Annotated in this window: 11 protein-coding genes and 1 pseudogene; 6 read left to right on the top strand and 6 right to left on the bottom strand. The window is 76.0% G+C overall.

Annotated features, from left to right (window positions below):
* The first annotated feature begins 29 nt into the window (after positions 1 to 29).
* The 6 genes from DNL40_RS10765 (at position 30) to DNL40_RS10740 (ending at position 6,895) form a co-directional block, all read left to right on the top strand.
* Positions 30 to 1,298, top strand: a complete 1,269-nt coding sequence (locus DNL40_RS10765) for an ATP-binding protein (RefSeq protein ID WP_179951044.1) — start codon at positions 30 to 32, stop codon at positions 1,296 to 1,298.
* Positions 1,295 to 2,038, top strand: a complete 744-nt coding sequence (locus tag DNL40_RS10760; RefSeq protein WP_111251270.1) for a response regulator transcription factor — start codon at positions 1,295 to 1,297, stop codon at positions 2,036 to 2,038. Before DNL40_RS10765 ends, DNL40_RS10760 begins: the two co-directional genes overlap by 4 nt.
* A gap of 143 nt (positions 2,039 to 2,181) precedes the next feature.
* Positions 2,182 to 2,904: a TNT domain-containing protein gene (locus tag DNL40_RS10755; RefSeq protein WP_179951043.1), complete on the top strand. Its 723-nt coding sequence runs from the start codon at positions 2,182 to 2,184 to the stop codon at positions 2,902 to 2,904.
* A gap of 138 nt (positions 2,905 to 3,042) precedes the next feature.
* Entirely contained in the window at positions 3,043 to 3,855 is an 813-nt protein-coding gene (locus tag DNL40_RS10750) for an ABC transporter ATP-binding protein (protein ID WP_111251268.1), read from the top strand.
* Positions 3,852 to 6,551: an ABC transporter permease gene (locus tag DNL40_RS10745; RefSeq protein ID WP_111251267.1), complete on the top strand. Its 2,700-nt coding sequence runs from the start codon at positions 3,852 to 3,854 to the stop codon at positions 6,549 to 6,551. Before DNL40_RS10750 ends, DNL40_RS10745 begins: the two co-directional genes overlap by 4 nt.
* A 35-nt stretch (positions 6,552 to 6,586) precedes the next feature.
* Positions 6,587 to 6,895 (top strand): hypothetical protein, encoded by a 309-nt coding sequence (locus DNL40_RS10740; protein ID WP_146252074.1) that lies wholly within the window; start codon positions 6,587 to 6,589, stop codon positions 6,893 to 6,895.
* A 66-nt stretch (positions 6,896 to 6,961) separates the two neighbouring features.
* Here the strand turns inward: DNL40_RS10740 and topA are convergent, their stop codons facing one another.
* The 6 genes and pseudogenes from topA to DNL40_RS16455 all read right to left on the bottom strand — a co-directional run.
* Complete coding sequence (gene topA, locus DNL40_RS10735; RefSeq protein WP_111251265.1) at positions 6,962 to 9,724, bottom strand: type I DNA topoisomerase; 2,763 nt, start codon at positions 9,722 to 9,724, stop codon at positions 6,962 to 6,964.
* Between the two features lie 166 nt (positions 9,725 to 9,890).
* Complete coding sequence (locus tag DNL40_RS10730; RefSeq protein WP_111251264.1) at positions 9,891 to 10,808, bottom strand: phosphatase PAP2 family protein; 918 nt, start codon at positions 10,806 to 10,808, stop codon at positions 9,891 to 9,893.
* 139 nt (positions 10,809 to 10,947) lie between these two features.
* Positions 10,948 to 12,090: a S1 family peptidase gene (locus DNL40_RS10725; protein WP_111251263.1), complete on the bottom strand. Its 1,143-nt coding sequence runs from the start codon at positions 12,088 to 12,090 to the stop codon at positions 10,948 to 10,950.
* 189 nt (positions 12,091 to 12,279) lie between these two features.
* Positions 12,280 to 13,911, bottom strand: coding sequence for a DUF7059 domain-containing protein (locus tag DNL40_RS10720; protein WP_111251262.1), 1,632 nt, complete (start codon positions 13,909 to 13,911; stop codon positions 12,280 to 12,282).
* Between the two features lie 28 nt (positions 13,912 to 13,939).
* Positions 13,940 to 14,593 (bottom strand): hypothetical protein, encoded by a 654-nt coding sequence (locus DNL40_RS10715; RefSeq protein ID WP_111251261.1) that lies wholly within the window; start codon positions 14,591 to 14,593, stop codon positions 13,940 to 13,942.
* Between the two features lie 72 nt (positions 14,594 to 14,665).
* A pseudogene (locus DNL40_RS16455) lies at positions 14,666 to 15,636 on the bottom strand (hypothetical protein); the annotation flags it as partial.

The following is a 15,636-nucleotide window of genomic DNA, read 5'->3' as shown; positions in this document are numbered from 1 at the left end:
GCCGGTCACCAGGGTCGACGAGGAGGGGCATGGGCGTCCGGACCAGGTTCCTGTCCCTGGCCCACCTGCCCACCACGACCGCGGGCGTCGAGCGCGCGATCACCTATCTGGTGGCCGGGGTGCGGATCGGCACCGTCGCGCAGATGGTGCCCGCCCTGCGGCTCGGGGTCGACATGTCCCCGCGCTCCTCCCTGTACCTGGCCTGCTGGGTCGTCGCCGCCGTCACCGCGCTCGTCGTCAGCGGCGTCGCGCTCGTCACCCGGCGCCCCCTGTCGACCCCGGTGGTCTCCGTCGACGTGCTGATCGCCGTCGGCGTCCTGGCCCTGAGCGCCTGGGTGGTCGCCCCCGACCACCGCGTCGGCACGTGGGTGGCGTTCCAGACCGGCTACGCACTCTCGGTGGTCATCACGGCCACCACCGTGCGCTCCCTCACCGTGGTCGCGTGGGGCCTGCCGGCGGCGCTGGGGGCGTACCTGTTCCAGGTCTCGGAGGTGTCGGGCTCCGCGCTCGGCACCACGGTGGCCGGCAACCTGCTGACCTTCGTGGTCTACGCCGTGCTGTGCAGGCTGGTCCTGACGTTCGTGCGCCGCGTGGGCGAGGACGCCGACCAGGCCCGCGCCCGTGCCGCCGAGCTCGCCCGCCGCGAGGAGCAGCGCCGTGCCCAGGTGGTCATGCACAACGGCGCCGCCGTGCTGCGCCTGCTGACCGAGCCCGACCTGCCGCCCGCCGCCCGCTCGGCGCTGGTGGACCAGGCGATGGTCGAGCTCGAGCAGATGCGCTCCTACCTGCGCCCTGCCCCCGCACCCGTCCCGGGGGACGACGTCGCGGGCACCGTGCGCCTGGCCGACAGCCTCGCCGCGACCTGCGCCCGCTTCCCGGACCTGCGTGTGGAGCGCGTGCCGGGGCCCGGCGCCGACGTCGAGGTGGACGCCGTGCGGGCCCACGCCGTCGCGCGCGCCCTGGACAGCCTCCTGCTCAACGTGCGCGAGCACGCCGGGGCCGACCACGTCGTCGTGCACCTGGAGGCCGACGCCGCCCGCACCTGGACGCTCACCGTGCACGACGACGGCGCGGGGTTCGACCCCGCGGCCGTGACCGCCGGCGTCGGGCTGCGCGAGGTGGTGGTGGGTGAGCTGACCCGGCACGGCATGGACGTCACCGTGGACTCCCGCCCTGGCGAGGGCACCACCGTCACCGTCCGCGGCACGGCGACGGCGCCGGCCCCGGCACCGGCCCCGACGCCGGCGGGGCGGGCGCGCACGCCCCGGCAGCCCCACGCCGGAAGGCGCCTGCGGTGAGCCCCGGCACGAGCGGGCCCCCCGCCACGACGCCCGACGCCGCGGACCGTCCCGCGGTCGCCGTCGTCGACGACGCGGCCGTGTTCCGCGAGGCGATCGGCCTGCTGATGCCGAGCCTGCGGGTGACGCGCTCGGCCGCGACCGCCGAGGAGCTGCTGCGGCACCGGCCCCAGGTCGACCTGGTGCTGCTGGACCTCCACCTCGCCAACGGCACGCAGCCCGGGGTGCGGCAGGGCGTGGCGGCCGTCCGCGCTCTGAGCCGGGCCGGGTACCGGGTGTGCGTGTACTCGCAGGAGGAACGGCCCTTCGTGCTGGCAGCGTGCCTCGCTGCGGGTGCCGTGGGCATGGTGCCCAAGTCGGCCCCGACGGCGCGCGCCGAGCGGGACTTCGTCGAGGCAGCCCGGGGTGGCACCGTGGTGCCGCCCACGGTGGCCGGCCTGCTCGACGTGCTGGTGCGCCGTGGGGCGATCACGCTGCTGAGCGAGCGCCAGCGCCAGGTGCTGCACGGCCGCGCCCGGGGTCTGAGCTACGGGCGGCTGGCGCGCGAGCTGCACACCGGCGAGAGCACCCTGCGCGGCTACTGGGCCGACATCACGCGGGCCCTGTCGCTGTACCTCGCCGAGAGCACGCCGGCCGAGGTCGAGCACGCCCTGGGGCTCGCGCCGGGCGACCTGCTCGAGGTATGGCCGGACGACACGGACGACTGGTGGCGGGCCACGCCCGGCACCCACGCCGGCTAGCGACCGGCCAGCGGCCGCACGACGCACGTGCGCCAGCGGCGTGTTCCCGCCACCGGCCCGGTTCCGCGCGTTCGTGGGGTCCGTCGCCGCAGCGGGTGACGGAGCCTGACGGCGCCCGGCACCACCAGTCGCACGGAGGACGCATGACCGGACCCATCGGTGACCCGCGATCCGTGGCGCGCCCGCGGGTGTCCGACCCGTCCGCCCGGCCGCTGGTGCGGCGCCCCACGTTCTCGACCCTGCGCGCCGAGCTGGACCGCCGTGCCGTCGCCCAGGCCGCCGTGGTGCTCCCGGGCGACCCGCGCCCGGCGTCCGCGCTCGACGCGCCGCTCGAGGGGGCCCTGCACGTCACGTGGGACGGCCCCGGGTACGCCCTGAGCACGGTCGACTACGGGCACACCACCGTGCTGGCCCGCTGCCCGTCCGAGCCCGTCGCCGCCCGGCGCCTGCTGCAGTACCTGGACCGTCCGCTCCCGCCGCGGGTCCGGCTCCAGCCCCACGAGGTGGACGACGCCGAGGGCAGGGCCGCGCCCGCCCTCTTCGAGCTGCGCCACCGCGCCGCGCACGGTCCCCTGCGGGTCGAGCTGCCCGCGGGGGTGCTGCTGGACCGCGTCGGCGCGCTGGACGGCACCATGCTCTTCCCGTACGGCACCTCCCTCGAGGCGCGCGCCCTGCCGCCCATGAACCCGCAGGCCGGGTACCACCCGCTGCGCACCGTGGTGCCGCTCGCCGTCCACGTCCAGGTCGCGGCGCCGTGGTCCGGGCAGCCCGGTGGCGGGCTGCGCTGCACGCTCGCCCAGGAGGGCGTCGGGGTGCGCGACCTCGTGGTCCGCGGGCTGCTCGAGCGGGTCTCACCCGTCCGCTGAGGCCCCGGAGGCCGGGCCCCCGCCCGCCGCCTCCGGTGGCCACCCGTGCCGCCACCCCTGCAACCACCCTCGCTGGCACCCTCGCTGGCACCCTCGCTGGCCCGTGCGACCAGGCGCGCTCGCGGTCAGGATGGCCGCATGGAGGCCACCGCACAGGCCTGGGCCCGCGACCTCGTGCGCACCTACGGCACCGGGGACGCGCAGGTGCGCGCCCTGGACGGTGTGAGCGTCGAGTTCGCCCGCGGCCGCATGACGGCGATCATGGGCCCGTCCGGCTCCGGCAAGTCCACGCTCATGCACTGCATGGCCGGGCTCGACCGGCCGACGTCGGGCACCGTCGTCGTCGACGGCACCGAGATCAGCTCGATGAGCCAGCGCGAGCTCACCCGGCTGCGCCGCACCCGCGTGGGCTTCGTGTTCCAGGCCTACAACCTGGTGCCCACGCTCACGGCGGCCGAGAACATCACGCTGCCCCTCGACATCGCCCGCACGCCGGTGGACCGCGCCTGGTTCGACGAGGTCGTGGCCGCCGTCGGGCTCGCCGGGCGGCTCGGCCACCGCCCCGCCGCGATGTCCGGCGGCGAGCAGCAGCGCGTGGCGTGCGCACGGGCGCTCGTGTCCCGGCCGGCCGTGGTGTTCGCCGACGAGCCCACCGGCAACCTCGACTCGCGCACCTCCCGCGAGGTGCTGACGTTCCTGCGCCGCAGCGTCGACGACCTGGGCCAGACGGTCGTCATGGTGACCCACGACCCGCGCGCCGCCGCGTACGCCCACCGTGTGCTCATGCTCGCCGACGGCCGCGTCACCGCCGACCTCGACCACCCCACCCACCGCGAGATCCTGACGGCCGTCGGCGCCGACGACGACGGGGCGGACGCCGGTCCGGGCGGTGCCCGCCCTGCCTCCTCGGGCCGCGCCGACCCGCCGCCCCCGGACGGTGCCGGCCCGTGATCCGGGTCGCGGTGCGCGGGGTGCGCGAGCACCTGGTGCGGTTCAGCCTCTCCGTGCTCGCCGTCATGCTCGGCGTCGCGTTCGTGGTGGGCACGTTCGCGTTCCGGGGCATGCTCGGCGCCACGTTCGACGACATCATCGCCACGAGCCTCACCGCCGACGTCTACGTGCGCGGGGACGCCGCCGCCCAGGCCGAGCCCGGCCCGCCGCAGCCGGGCACGGCCCCGGGCCAGGTCACCCGCAGCCCCGTGCCCGCCGCGCTGGCCGACGACGTCGCGGCGCTGCCCGGCGTGGACCGGGCGGTGCCGGACGTCTCCGGCCCCGCCGTCCTCGTGGGCGCCGACGGCACCGCCGTCGTCACCTCCGGGCCGCCCTCGATCGCCGTGGCCGTCGACCCCGACGACCCCCAGACGGTGCTGACGGACGGCGGGTGGCCCGGCGAGGGCGAGATCGCCCTGGAGGCCGGAGCCGTCGAGGCGTCCGGCCTGCGCGTCGGCGACCGCACCCAGGTGGTGCTCGGCGACCAGCCGCGACCCGTCACCGTCTCGGGGACGTTCCGCCTGTCGGCCTCCGCCGCCGGGGCGGTCGTCGTGGGCGTCGACGAGGCCACGGCCCGCGCCGTCTATGCCGCGGACGGCCAGGTGCAGTCCGTCGCGGTGTTCGCCGAACGCGCCCGGCCCGGCGAGCAGGTCGACGAGGAAGCCCTCGCCGCCCGAGTCGCCCAGGCGCTCCCGGCGGGCTCCGGCGCCGAGGCCGTGACCGGGGACGAGGTGCGGGAGGAGGCGCGCGAGGGCGTGCGCCAGGTGCTGGGGTTCGTCCAGACGTTCCTCCTCGTGTTCGCCGCCATCGCCCTCGTCGTCGGCGCCTTCATCATCACCAACGCGTTCGCCATGTCGGTGCGCGAGCGGCAGCGGGAGCTCGCGCTGCTGCGCGCCCTCGGCGCCTCCCCCGGCCAGGTGTTCGCCTCCGTGCTGGCGCAGGCGCTCGCCGTCGGCCTCCTGGGGGCCGCGCTCGGCGCCGGGGCCGGGGCGCTCCTGGTGCGCGCGATCCGTGCCGGGCTCTCCCTGTTCGGCTACGACCTCGCCGGGCGGATCCCGCTCTCGGGCGGCCAGGTGGCCACCGCCGTGGGGCTGGGCGCGCTCGTGTGCCTCGCGGCCGCGGCCGTGCCCGCCCGCAGGGCCGCCCTGGTCCCGCCCGTCCAGGCGATGCGCGACGACGTCGCCCCCGAGCGCGGCGTGCGGGCACGGGCGCTGGCCGGCGTGCTGCTGACCACCGCCGGGGCTGTGGTGCTGTGGGCCGCCTCGCGCCTGGGCGGCTCCGTGGACGGCGTCGTGACGGGCTGGACGTGGCTCGACGCACGGGTCGGCGGCTGGTCGCCCCGGGTGCTGCTCGGCGTCGGCGCGGGCCTCCTGCTCACCGGGGTGCTGCTCGGCTCGCCCGCCGTCGCCCGGGGCGTGCTGCGGGTGCTCGGGGCCCCCGCAGCACGGCTGCTGCGGCCGCTGGGCGGCATCGCGCGCGGCAACGTGATGCGCAGCCCCCGCCGCACCGCCGCGACCGCGGGCGCCCTGCTCATCGGCATGGCCCTGGTGGCGTGCACCGGGGTCATCGCCGCCTCCACCCGCGCGTCGGTGCAGACCGTCGTCGAGAACGAGATCCGCGCCCCGCTGCTCGTGGACTCCGCCACGTTCCAGCTCCCTGCCGGGGCTGTCGACGCCGTCCTCGCCACCCCCGGGCTGGGCCGGGCGGACGTGCTCCGCTTCGGCGCCACGGCGGCCACGCTCGGCGGCGACGGGACTGACGGCGAGGACGACGACGGGGCTGACGGCGGGGCTGACGGCGGGGCTGACGGCGGCACCTCCCCCGGCTCCTCGGTGCGCCTGTGGGGCGTGCCCCCCACGTTCTTCGAGACGGCCCTCGACCCGGCGCGGCTCGACGGCGATCCTGGCGCAGCCCTGCGCGACGGCGAGGCCGTCGTGCTGCGCCGCACGGCCCTCGCCCAGGGCTGGCAGGTGGGCGACACCCTGAGCGTTGGCCTCGGCGGCCCCACGGCGCAGGTGCGCGTCGGTGCCCTCGTGGACAGCCAGGTGGTCCCCGAGGGGCTCGTGGTGCCGGAGGACGTGCTCGACGCCGTGGTCCCGGCGTCCGAGGTGGTGGTGCGCACCGCCTACGTCTCCCCCGCCGACGGCACCTCGGTGGACGAGCTGCGCTCCGCGCTGCGGACCGCCGTCGAACCGTTCCTGGTGGTCACGGTGCGCGACCACGCCGAGACCCTCTCGGCCATCGCAGCCCAGGTGGACCAGGTGCTGGCCATCCTCTACGCCCTGCTCGCCCTCTCGGTGGTCATCGCGCTGCTGGGCATCATCAACACGCTGGCCCTGAGCGTGGTGGAACGGACCCGCGAGATCGGGCTGCTGCGCGCCGTCGGGCTCGGGCGGCTCCAGCTCGCCGGGGTCATCGCGATCGAGTCCGTGCTCATCTCGCTGTACGGCACCGTGCTGGGTGTGGCCACCGGCGTGGCCGTGGCCGCCGCACTGCCCGGCGTGCTCGCCGACGAGGGTCTGAGCACCCTGGCCGTGCCCTGGACGCAGGTGCTGGCCGTCCTCGGTGTGGCCGTGGTGATCGGGCTCCTGGCCAGCATCGGGCCGGCCGTGCGTGCGGCCCGCCTGCCGGTGCTGGAGGCCGTGACGGTCGACTGAGCCGCCGGCACCCTCGCCCGCGCTATCTTCCGTCGATGAGGATGCTCAGGGTCGTGGTGGCACCCGCCGTGCTGCTGGGTCTCGCCGCCTGCACGAGCGGGACCCCTGCTGCGGAGCAGGACGCCTGCACCGCGATCCATGCGTGGGAGACGGGTGGGCGCGACCCCGAGCGCTACGACCACGCGGTGGCCTCGGCGCAGGACGCCCTCTCGGAGCCGGGTCGCGGCTCGCTCACGGCCGCCGCGGAGGCGCTGGCCGGCGCCGCGGTGCCGGACCGTGCCACCGCCGTCGAGGGCTTCCTCGCCCGGTGCGCCGACCTCGGCTGGCAGCCCCCCGAAGGGTGAGACGCGCGCCCCGGGGCCTGCGGTGCCGAGAGGTCGGCACCCAGACCCCCGGGGGCGCGCGACGGGCTACTTCTTGGTCGCGGTCTTGCGCGTCGTCGTCTTGCGGGCGGCCGTGGAGCGCGTGGTGCGCTTCTTGGCCGGCCCGGCCGCACGCTTCTCCGCCAGCAGCTCGACGGCACGCTCGGGCGTGATCGTCTCGGGTGTCAGGTCCCGCGGCAGGGTGCGGTTCGTCTCGCCGTCGGTGACGTACGGGCCGAACCGGCCGTCCTTGACGGTGATGGGCTTGCCGCTGGTGGGGTCGTCACCGAGCTCGCGCAGAGGCGGTGCGGCAGCGCCGCGGGCCCCACGTCCCCGCTTGGGCTCGGCGTAGATCTTCAGCGCCTCCTCCAGCGTCACGGTGAAGAGCTGCTCCTCCGAGCCGAGCGTCCGCGAGTCCGTGCCCTTCTTCAGATAGGGCCCGTACCGGCCGTTCTGCGCGGTGATCTCGTCCCCCGACTCGGGATCGGTACCCACCACGCGCGGCAGGGACAGCAGGCGCAGGGCGTCCTCGAGGGTGACGGTGTCGAGCGCCATCGTCTTGAACAGCGAGGCCGTGCGGGGCTTGGGCAGCGCCGCGAGGGCCTTCTTGCGGGCGGCGGCGCTCAGGCCCGGGTCGAGCTCCGGCTCGGGCAGCAGCTCGGTCACGTACGGCCCGTACCGGCCGGCCTTGGCCACGATCGTGTGGCCGGACTCCGGGTCGGTGCCCAGCACGCGGCCCTCGTCGCCACCGGCGGCCAGCAGCTCGCGCGCCTTCTCCACGGTCAGCTCGTCGGGCGCCAGGTCCTCGGGCACCGAGGCGCGCGGCGGGTTCTGCCCCTCCGGCACCTCGGCCGAGAGGTCCTCCACGTAGGGGCCGTAGCGGCCCACGCGCAGGCGGATGCCCTCGCCGATCTCGACGGAGTTGACCGCGACGGCGTCGATGTCGCCGAGGTTCTCCACCAGGTCGTGCAGGCCCCAGCCCTCCTGGGACCCGCTGCCGTCCCCGAAGTAGAACCGGCTCAGCCAGGCGGCGCGCTCGCGGTCGCCCGCGGCGATCTGGTCGAGGTCCGCCTCCATCTCGGCCGTGAACCGGTAGTCCACGAGCCAGTCGAAGTGCTCCTCGAGCAGCTTGGTCACGGCGAAGGCGAGCCAGGTGGGCACCAGGGCCTGGCCCTGGGTGCGCACGTAGCCGCGGTCCTGGATCGTCGAGATCGTGGCCGCGTACGTGGAGGGGCGGCCGATGCCCAGCTCCTCCAGCGCCTTGACCAGCGACGCCTCGGTGTAGCGGGCGGGCGGCGTGGTCGAGTGCCCGTCGGCAGCCAGGTCGCGGCCGGCCAGGGCGTCCCCCTCGGCCATGCGGGGCAGGCGGGCGTCGCGCTCGGACGACGCGGCGGCGCCGTCGTCCTCGACGTCGACGCTCTCCTCGTACGCGGCGAGGAACCCGCGGAAGGTGATGACGGTGCCCGACGCGGAGAACACGGCCTCGGTGCCGGCGAGCTCTCCCGCGGCGGCGGAGAGCGGGGCGGCAAGACGCACGGACGCCGTCGAGCCCTTGGCGTCGGCCATCTGCGAGGCGACGGTGCGCTTCCAGATGAGCTCGTAGAGGCGGAACTGGTCACCGCTGAGCTCACGGGCCACCTGGGCCGGCGTCCGGAACGAGTCACCGGCGGGCCGGATGGCCTCGTGCGCCTCCTGCGCCCCCTTGTTCTTGGACTGGTACAGACGCGGCGAGCCCGGCACGTACTCGGCCCCGTACAGCTCGGCGGCCTGGCGGCGGGCGGCGTCGATCGCCTCGGCCGACAGCGCGGGGCTGTCGGTACGCATGTAGGTGATGTAGCCGTTCTCGTACAGCGCCTGGGCGGTGCGCATCGTGGCGCGCGCGTTCATGCGCAGCTTGCGCCCCGCCTCCTGCTGCAGCGTGGAGGTGGTGAAGGGAGCGGCGGGCTTGCGCGAGTACGGCTTGGTCTCCAGGGACCGCACCGTGAACCCGCCGTCGACGGCGGACCCGAGGCCCGCGACGACGGCCTGCGCCCGTGCCTCGTCCAGCTGCACGACGCCGGAACGGACCTTGAGGCGGCCCTTGTCGTCGAAGTCGCGCCCGGAGGCCACCCGCTCGCCGCCCAGCCCCGTCAGGCGGGCCTTGAACGCCTGCCCCGCGTCGTCGCCCGTCGTGGGCGCGAACTGCCCGGTGACGTCCCAGTACTCCGCGGCGACGAACGCCATGCGCTCGCGCTCGCGCTCGACCACCAGGCGGGTGGCGACCGACTGCACGCGGCCCGCCGACAGGCCCTGGCGCACCTTGCGCCACAGCACCGGCGAGACCTCGTAGCCGTAGAGGCGGTCGAGGATGCGCCGCGTCTCCTGCGCGTCGACGAGGTTCTCGTCGAGGTCCCGGGTGTTCTCCAGGGCCCGCACGATGGCCTCGCGCGTGATCTCGTGGAAGACCATCCGCTTGACGGGGACCTTGGGCTTGAGCTCCTGGATGAGGTGCCACGCGATGGCCTCGCCCTCGCGGTCCTCGTCCGTGGCGAGGTACAGCTCGTCGGCCTCCTTGAGAGCCTTCTTGAGCTCGCGGACCTTGGCCTTCTTGTCGGCGTAGACCTCGTAGTACGGCTCGAAGCCGTTCTCGACGTCGACGGCGAACTTGCCGTAGGGGCCCTTCTTCATCTCCGCGGGCAGCTCGGAGGGCTGCGGCAGGTCACGGATGTGGCCGACGCTGGCCTCCACCTCGTAGCCGTCGCCGAGATAGCCGGCGATCTTGCGAGCCTTGGTGGGCGACTCGACGATCACGAGCTTGCGTGGCTGGGGCATCCATCCCTGCTTTCGGTCCTACGGAGAGGTGAGGCTCGGAGGGCGGCCCCGGGGTTCTTCACGGTACGCCACCGCCGTCCGCGCACCCTACCCGGGCCGGAGGTGCGATGCCTGGCGGCTTCCCCAGGGCCGGCGCCCCGGAGAGACCGAATTCACCCCGCGGTGCTCAGCGCTGGGGCCGTGCGGTCGCCTGGCGCAGCAGCAGGAGCAGCGCGAAGACCAGGGCGGTGACGGCGAGCACCCCGCCGACGCCGCCGCCGTAGGCGGTGACGTCGCCCTCGAACGGCACGCGCCCCGCCTCGGTGGACACGTCCGCGAGGGCGACGGCGGCCAGGACCGCCGCCACGGCACCGCCCACGAGCATGACGCCGGCCACGACCGAGGATCCCGGTGTGGCCATCGACGCGCCCGGAGCCGTGGGCAGGTCGAGCGACGAGCGGCCGGTGAGGGCGCACAGCGCCGCACCCCAGGCGAGCACGACCAGGAGGGCCGCGACGACGTCGGACGGCCGGTGCCACTGCCCCACCAGCGTGGAGACGCCCATGGCGCCCGTCCACGCGGCGCCGACGACGGCGACGGCGGGGCGCCACGCGCGCGGCACGGCCACGAGCACCGCGGCGGAGACGGAGGCGGCGACGGTGGTGTGCCCGCTGGGCAGGGTGTTCGGGCCGTTCCAGCCGGGGAGCAGGTCGGGACGCTCGTAGAACCAGTGCTTGGCGACCTGCGTGGTGACGTTGGACCCGGCGACGAGCACGGCCACCTGCACCGCCAGCAACCACCGGCGCCGCACGAGGGCCACGACGACGGCCGTGCCCACCCCGGCCACCACGAACGCGACCGAGACGACGTCCAGGACCGGCTCCGCGAGGACCCACAGGCGCCCCTGGCCGTGCTCGGCGCCCTCGAAGGCGAGCTCGTCGAAGCGCTGACCGCGCGCGGTGGCCACGAAGTACCGCCAGGTGGCGTGCACGCCGAGCACGGCGAGCAGCGCGACGACGGCGGCCAGCACGCGCGGGGCGGTGCGAGCCTCGTCGCGCGCTCCCGGCAGCTCGTGCCGTGGCAGCGGTCGGGTCACGTCCAGCATGGATACACGCTATCGGCCCGATGTGAGAAGCCCGTGATCGTCTGGCGCCAGCACGGGGCGGCCTCCTGGGAGAGAGCTGCGGGAGCGTGCCGACGCCCCCGGCACGGGTGTGCCGGGGGCGTCGGTGCCGTGCGGTGGGTCAGGAGGTGCGCAGCGAGAGCCCGTAGGCGCTCAGCACCGGGTTGACCGGCTGGAAGTACGTGGTGCCGCCGGTACGGCAGTTGCCCGAGCCGCCGGAGGTCAGGCCCTGGGCCTGGTTGCCGGCGAGCAGCGAGCCGCCGGAGTCGCCCGGCTCGGCGCACACGTTGGTGCGGATGAGGCCGCGGACGGAGCCCTCGGCGTAGTTGACGGTGGAGTTGAACGCCTGGATGGTGCCGCAGTGCCACCCGGTGGTGGAACCGGACCGGCACACCGAGGCGCCGACCGACGCCTGCTGCGAGCCGCGGACCGCGACGCGGCCGCCCGAGTAGTTGTTGACGGCGCCGATGAGGGTGTTGCCCGAGCCGACGCGCACGTAGGCGTAGTCGTTGCCGGGGAAGCTCGAGCCGACGAAGGTGCCGTTCGGGCTGGAGGTGGTCGCACCGGTGCGGCCGCAGTGGCCGGCGGTGATGAAGCCGTCGTTGACGGCGAAGCCCACCGAGCAGCGCGAGCCGCTGCCGATGTAGTAGGCGTTGCCGCCCACGACGTCGATGAGCGTGCGCGGCGCCTCGGTGGTGGTCTCGAGCGTCACGGCGTCGGCGGGCACGCCGGCGGCGGCGACGGCGGCCTCGGCGGCCGCACGGCCCTCCTCGGTGACCGAGACGACGACGGTGTTGCTGGTGGCGTCGACGTACCAGGACGGCACGGCCTCGGTGCCGGCCGCGGAGAGCGGTGCGTCGAGGGCGGCGCGGAACGTCTCCAGCTCCTCGGCGGTGCGCTCGACCGTGACGACGGTGGCGCCGAGGGCCTCGGCGACGGCGACCTCGGCCGGGTCGGCGACGGCCACGAACAGCTCGTCCTTCTCCGGGTCGAGCCACGTGCCGGCGTACGACTCGAGCGTCTCGGCCGCGAGCTCCTGGCTCTCGGCGGCCTCGTCCTGGAACTCGAGGCGGTCGATCGCTCGCTCGGCGGCCATGCCGAGGTCACGCTCCATCGCTCGGAGCAGCCCGGGCGCGTAGTCCTCTGCGCCCGGGATCTCGTCCAGGGGGGCGGCCGCGGGCGCGGCCTGGGCGGTCAGGGTCCCTGCGACGAGCGTGAGCGAGGCGGCCGTGACGGCCATCCCTCGCATCTGAGTCCATCTCATCTCCAGCGTCCTTCCGTCTTCTGCCCGGGCGGTTCCCGGACAGGAGCACAACGTAGAAGGTGATCCGTGTCACTCGCGCGCTCGCCCGGAAAGTTTTACGTGACGGAAATATGGACATGTGTCCACATTGTCCGGGTGAAAACGGGCGCGCCGGAGGGTGAAACCGCAGGCAGACGGGAATAAACCGGGTCAGGCAGGGCGCAGGAAACCGTCTCGCACGAGACCTCGCACCGCGGGCAGCAGCTCGGCCGCCAGGGCCTGCGCGTCCACGTCGAACAGGGTCGCGATCGCCCCCGAGATCTGCCCCACGGACAGCTCGCCGTCGCAGGCACCCACGAGCGCGGCTAACGCCGTCGAGGCATGGACGCCTCGCCCGAGGCCGTCGCCCTGACGCACCACGACGACGTTCGGGTCGCCCGCCCCCGGCGTGAGGTACCGCTCCTCGGTGACGTCGGGCGCCACCGTGAGGTGCGCCGCGGCCAGGGCGTCGTCGTCGCGCACCGCCAGCCAGTCGTGCGCGGCCAGGGACGCCGCCAGGTGCGGCCCCAGCGGCTGACGCACCGCGCCCGTGTGCTCCTCGAGCCGGCGCAGGCGCTCGCGCGGGCTGCCGTCCGGGCGAGCGGCGTCGACCGGCTTGCGGAGGGTGACGATGCCGAACCCGATCGCCTCGACGTCGCGCGAGGCGAAGTCGTCCAGCCACGCGCCGTAGGCGGCCGCCCACGCCTGCGGGTCGCGGTCCGGCGTGGTCCCGCCGTCGCGGATCCACGTCTCGGCGTACTCGGCGGGGTCGAGCACCTCGCGCTGGATCACCCAGCCGTCGAGCCCGGAGGCGTCGAGCCACTCCCCCACGCGCTCGGTCCAGCGCTGCCCGCGACGGTGCTCCCAGTTGCCCAGCAGCTGGGCGGTGCCACCGGGGGCCAGCACGTCGCCCACCGAGGTGACGAGGTCGCGCACCAGGTCGTCGCCCGAGCGGCCCCCGTCGCGGTACTCGTAGCCGCCGATGGCCTCCTGCACCGCCCGGCCGGCCTCACCCGTGTGCGGGGTGATGACGAACGGGGGGTTGGAGACCACCAGGTCGAACGTCTCGCCCGCCACGGGCTCGAGCATCGACCCCAGGCGCAGGTCCAGCGCGTCGTCGTGCCCCAGGTTCAGCCCGGCGTTGAACCGGGCGAACTCGAGCGCTCGCGGTGACACGTCGGTCGCCACGACGGCACCCGCGTGCCGGGTCGCGTGCAGCGCCTGGATCCCGCTGCCGGTGCCCAGGTCGAGCACGCGCGCCACCCGGTCGCGCACCGTGACCTGGGCGAGCGTCAGGGAGGCGCCCCCTGCACCGAGCACGTGGTCGTTGGCGATGGCACCGCCCCGGGCCAGCTCGCCCAGGTCGGAGGCGAGCCACCACGAGACGTCCCCCGTGGCGTCCTGCGCCGCATAGGGGCGCAGGTCGACGACCGCGCGGACCGCGTCGTCGGGCCCCTCGCCGGCCGCGACCACGAGCCCTGCCCGCACCGCCCCCGTGGTGCCGGTGGCGGGCAGCGCGGCGTCGAGCGCCGCCCGGGGCACCTGCCCACCCAGCAGGAACAGCCGCGTCAGCGTCGCGCGCGGGTCCCACGACGCCGGGGAACGGCCGCGGACGGCGTCCTCGACCGCCCGCAGGGCGGGGACGGCCTGCTCGCGGTGGAGGGCCGCGGCGGCCAGCCCGCCGACGAGCCCGGCGACGCCGTCCACCGTCCAGGACGCGGCATCGAGGTCGCCGCGCAGCGCGGCGAGCTCCGCGGCAGGAGCCGCGGGAGCGGGCAGGGAGGACGGCGCGGACGCGGTCATGGTGGGGCCCTCCTGGGGCGAGGTCGGGTCAGGACCGGCAGCCGTCGGCCACGAAGGCGGTGATCTCCTCGGCCGCCTGCGTGGCACGGGCGGTGTCGCGGGCAGAGATCTCCCGGGCCATGGCGGCGGAGACCGCGTCGGTGTCGTCGGCGTCGACGTCGGCCAGCGCGTCGTTGACGCGCCCCAGGTATGCGGACATCGAGCGCCACGCGTCGGCGACGTCGTCGGGCGCCTCGACGGGCTCCATGGCGCGGCCTGCCGAGCGGAAGCTCGTGACCAGCGCGCGCGGGTGGTCGGGGCTGAGGTTCACCAGCGCCTTGTTCGTCTGGCTCCAGGCGGCCTGGAGCTCGGCGCACGTGGCCGGGCCGGCGTCGTCCGCGGGCTGCGGGTCCTCGGCGGAGGACGTCTCGGCCTCCTGGGCCGCCTCGGCCTGGGCCTGCGTCGCGTCGACCGCGTCCTCGGCCGCCTGGGCGTCGTCGGCCGGGGCCTGCCCGCCCGCCACGGCACCCTCGGCGTCGCTCACCACGGCGTCGGACGGCACGGTGACCGCCGACGCGGCGGGCGCGGGCGAGGCCGACGGCTCGGCCTGGTCGGCTCCGCAGCCGGCGAGCAGCGCGGCACCGAGGACCAGAGCCGTCACGACGGCGGGGCGGTGACCGGGAGCACGACGGGTGAGGAGCACCCGTCCATGGTCACCCAGAGGGGGCGTCCGGAAAAATCGGACGGGCCCCCGCGTGGCGGGTCTCACGCCCCGTCACTCGGTGCAGCCCGCCTTGAGGTAGGCGGTCACATGACCTGCGGCCGCCGTCATCGCGGCGGTGTCGAGCCCGCCGAGCGCCTCGGCCACCGCGGCCTCCACGGCGGCGGGGTCGGCGGCGTCGACCCCCTCGACGGCGGTCGCCACCGTGCCCACGTAGCGCTGCACGGTGCCCCAGTCGTCCGCGACGGCCGGCGGAGGGGTCGCGGCGGCGAGCGCGTCGCGGGCGCCCAGGAACCCGGACCGGAGCGTGGCCGGGTCGGCGGCGTCCATCCGCACCTGCTGCGCCGCGGACTGCGTCCAGGCGGTCTGCGCCGCCGCGCAGTGCTCGGGCGTCGCCGCCACCACCGCGGGATCGTCGGGGCCGAGCAGGCTCACGACCGCACCGGTGCCCACGCCCGCCAGCAGCGCCACCACGGTGGCGGCCACGAGGACGGTGCGCCTGTCGAGGAGCCGCGGCACACCGAACCGGCGCGCCTGCCGCGTGCGCGAGCGGGCCCGGGAGCGGGACGGCACGGCGGCCGGGGACCGGACCTCGTCGTCGGGCTCCGCGACCGCACCCGGCTCGTCGTCGTCACGGAGGCCCGCACGGTCGGTGCGGGTCGCCCGAGCACGACCCTCCCCGCCCCGACCGGGGTCGCGCTCCTCGAGGGCGCCCTCCGGCCCGGGCTCGCTCTCGAGGCCGGGCTCCAGAGCGTCCCCGGCGGCCGGGGCCTCCGCGCCCGCCCGGGCGGCTGCCCGCCGTGCCCGTCGGCTGCGCGGCGGCGTCTCGCCCGGCGCGCCGGACGGCCTGCGCGGGAACGGCGACGGGTCGGCGGCCGGGGACGGCCCGGGAGACGGCGTCGGGAACGGGTTCTCGGGCACCAGCGGCTGACCGGCCACGGGCGTCCCCGTGCCGACGCGCTCGGCGGGCGGGGGCGGCGGGAGCGCGTCGGCACGGGGACGCCCGTGGCCGGTCAGCCGCTGGT

It is taken from the genome of Xylanimonas oleitrophica, assembly GCF_003244315.1.
In the GTDB taxonomy this organism is placed as follows: Bacteria; Actinomycetota; Actinomycetes; order Actinomycetales; family Cellulomonadaceae; genus Xylanimonas_A; species Xylanimonas_A oleitrophica.
The sequence above is the reverse complement of the archived record's forward strand: the minus strand, read 5'-3'. Positions and strand labels throughout refer to the sequence as shown.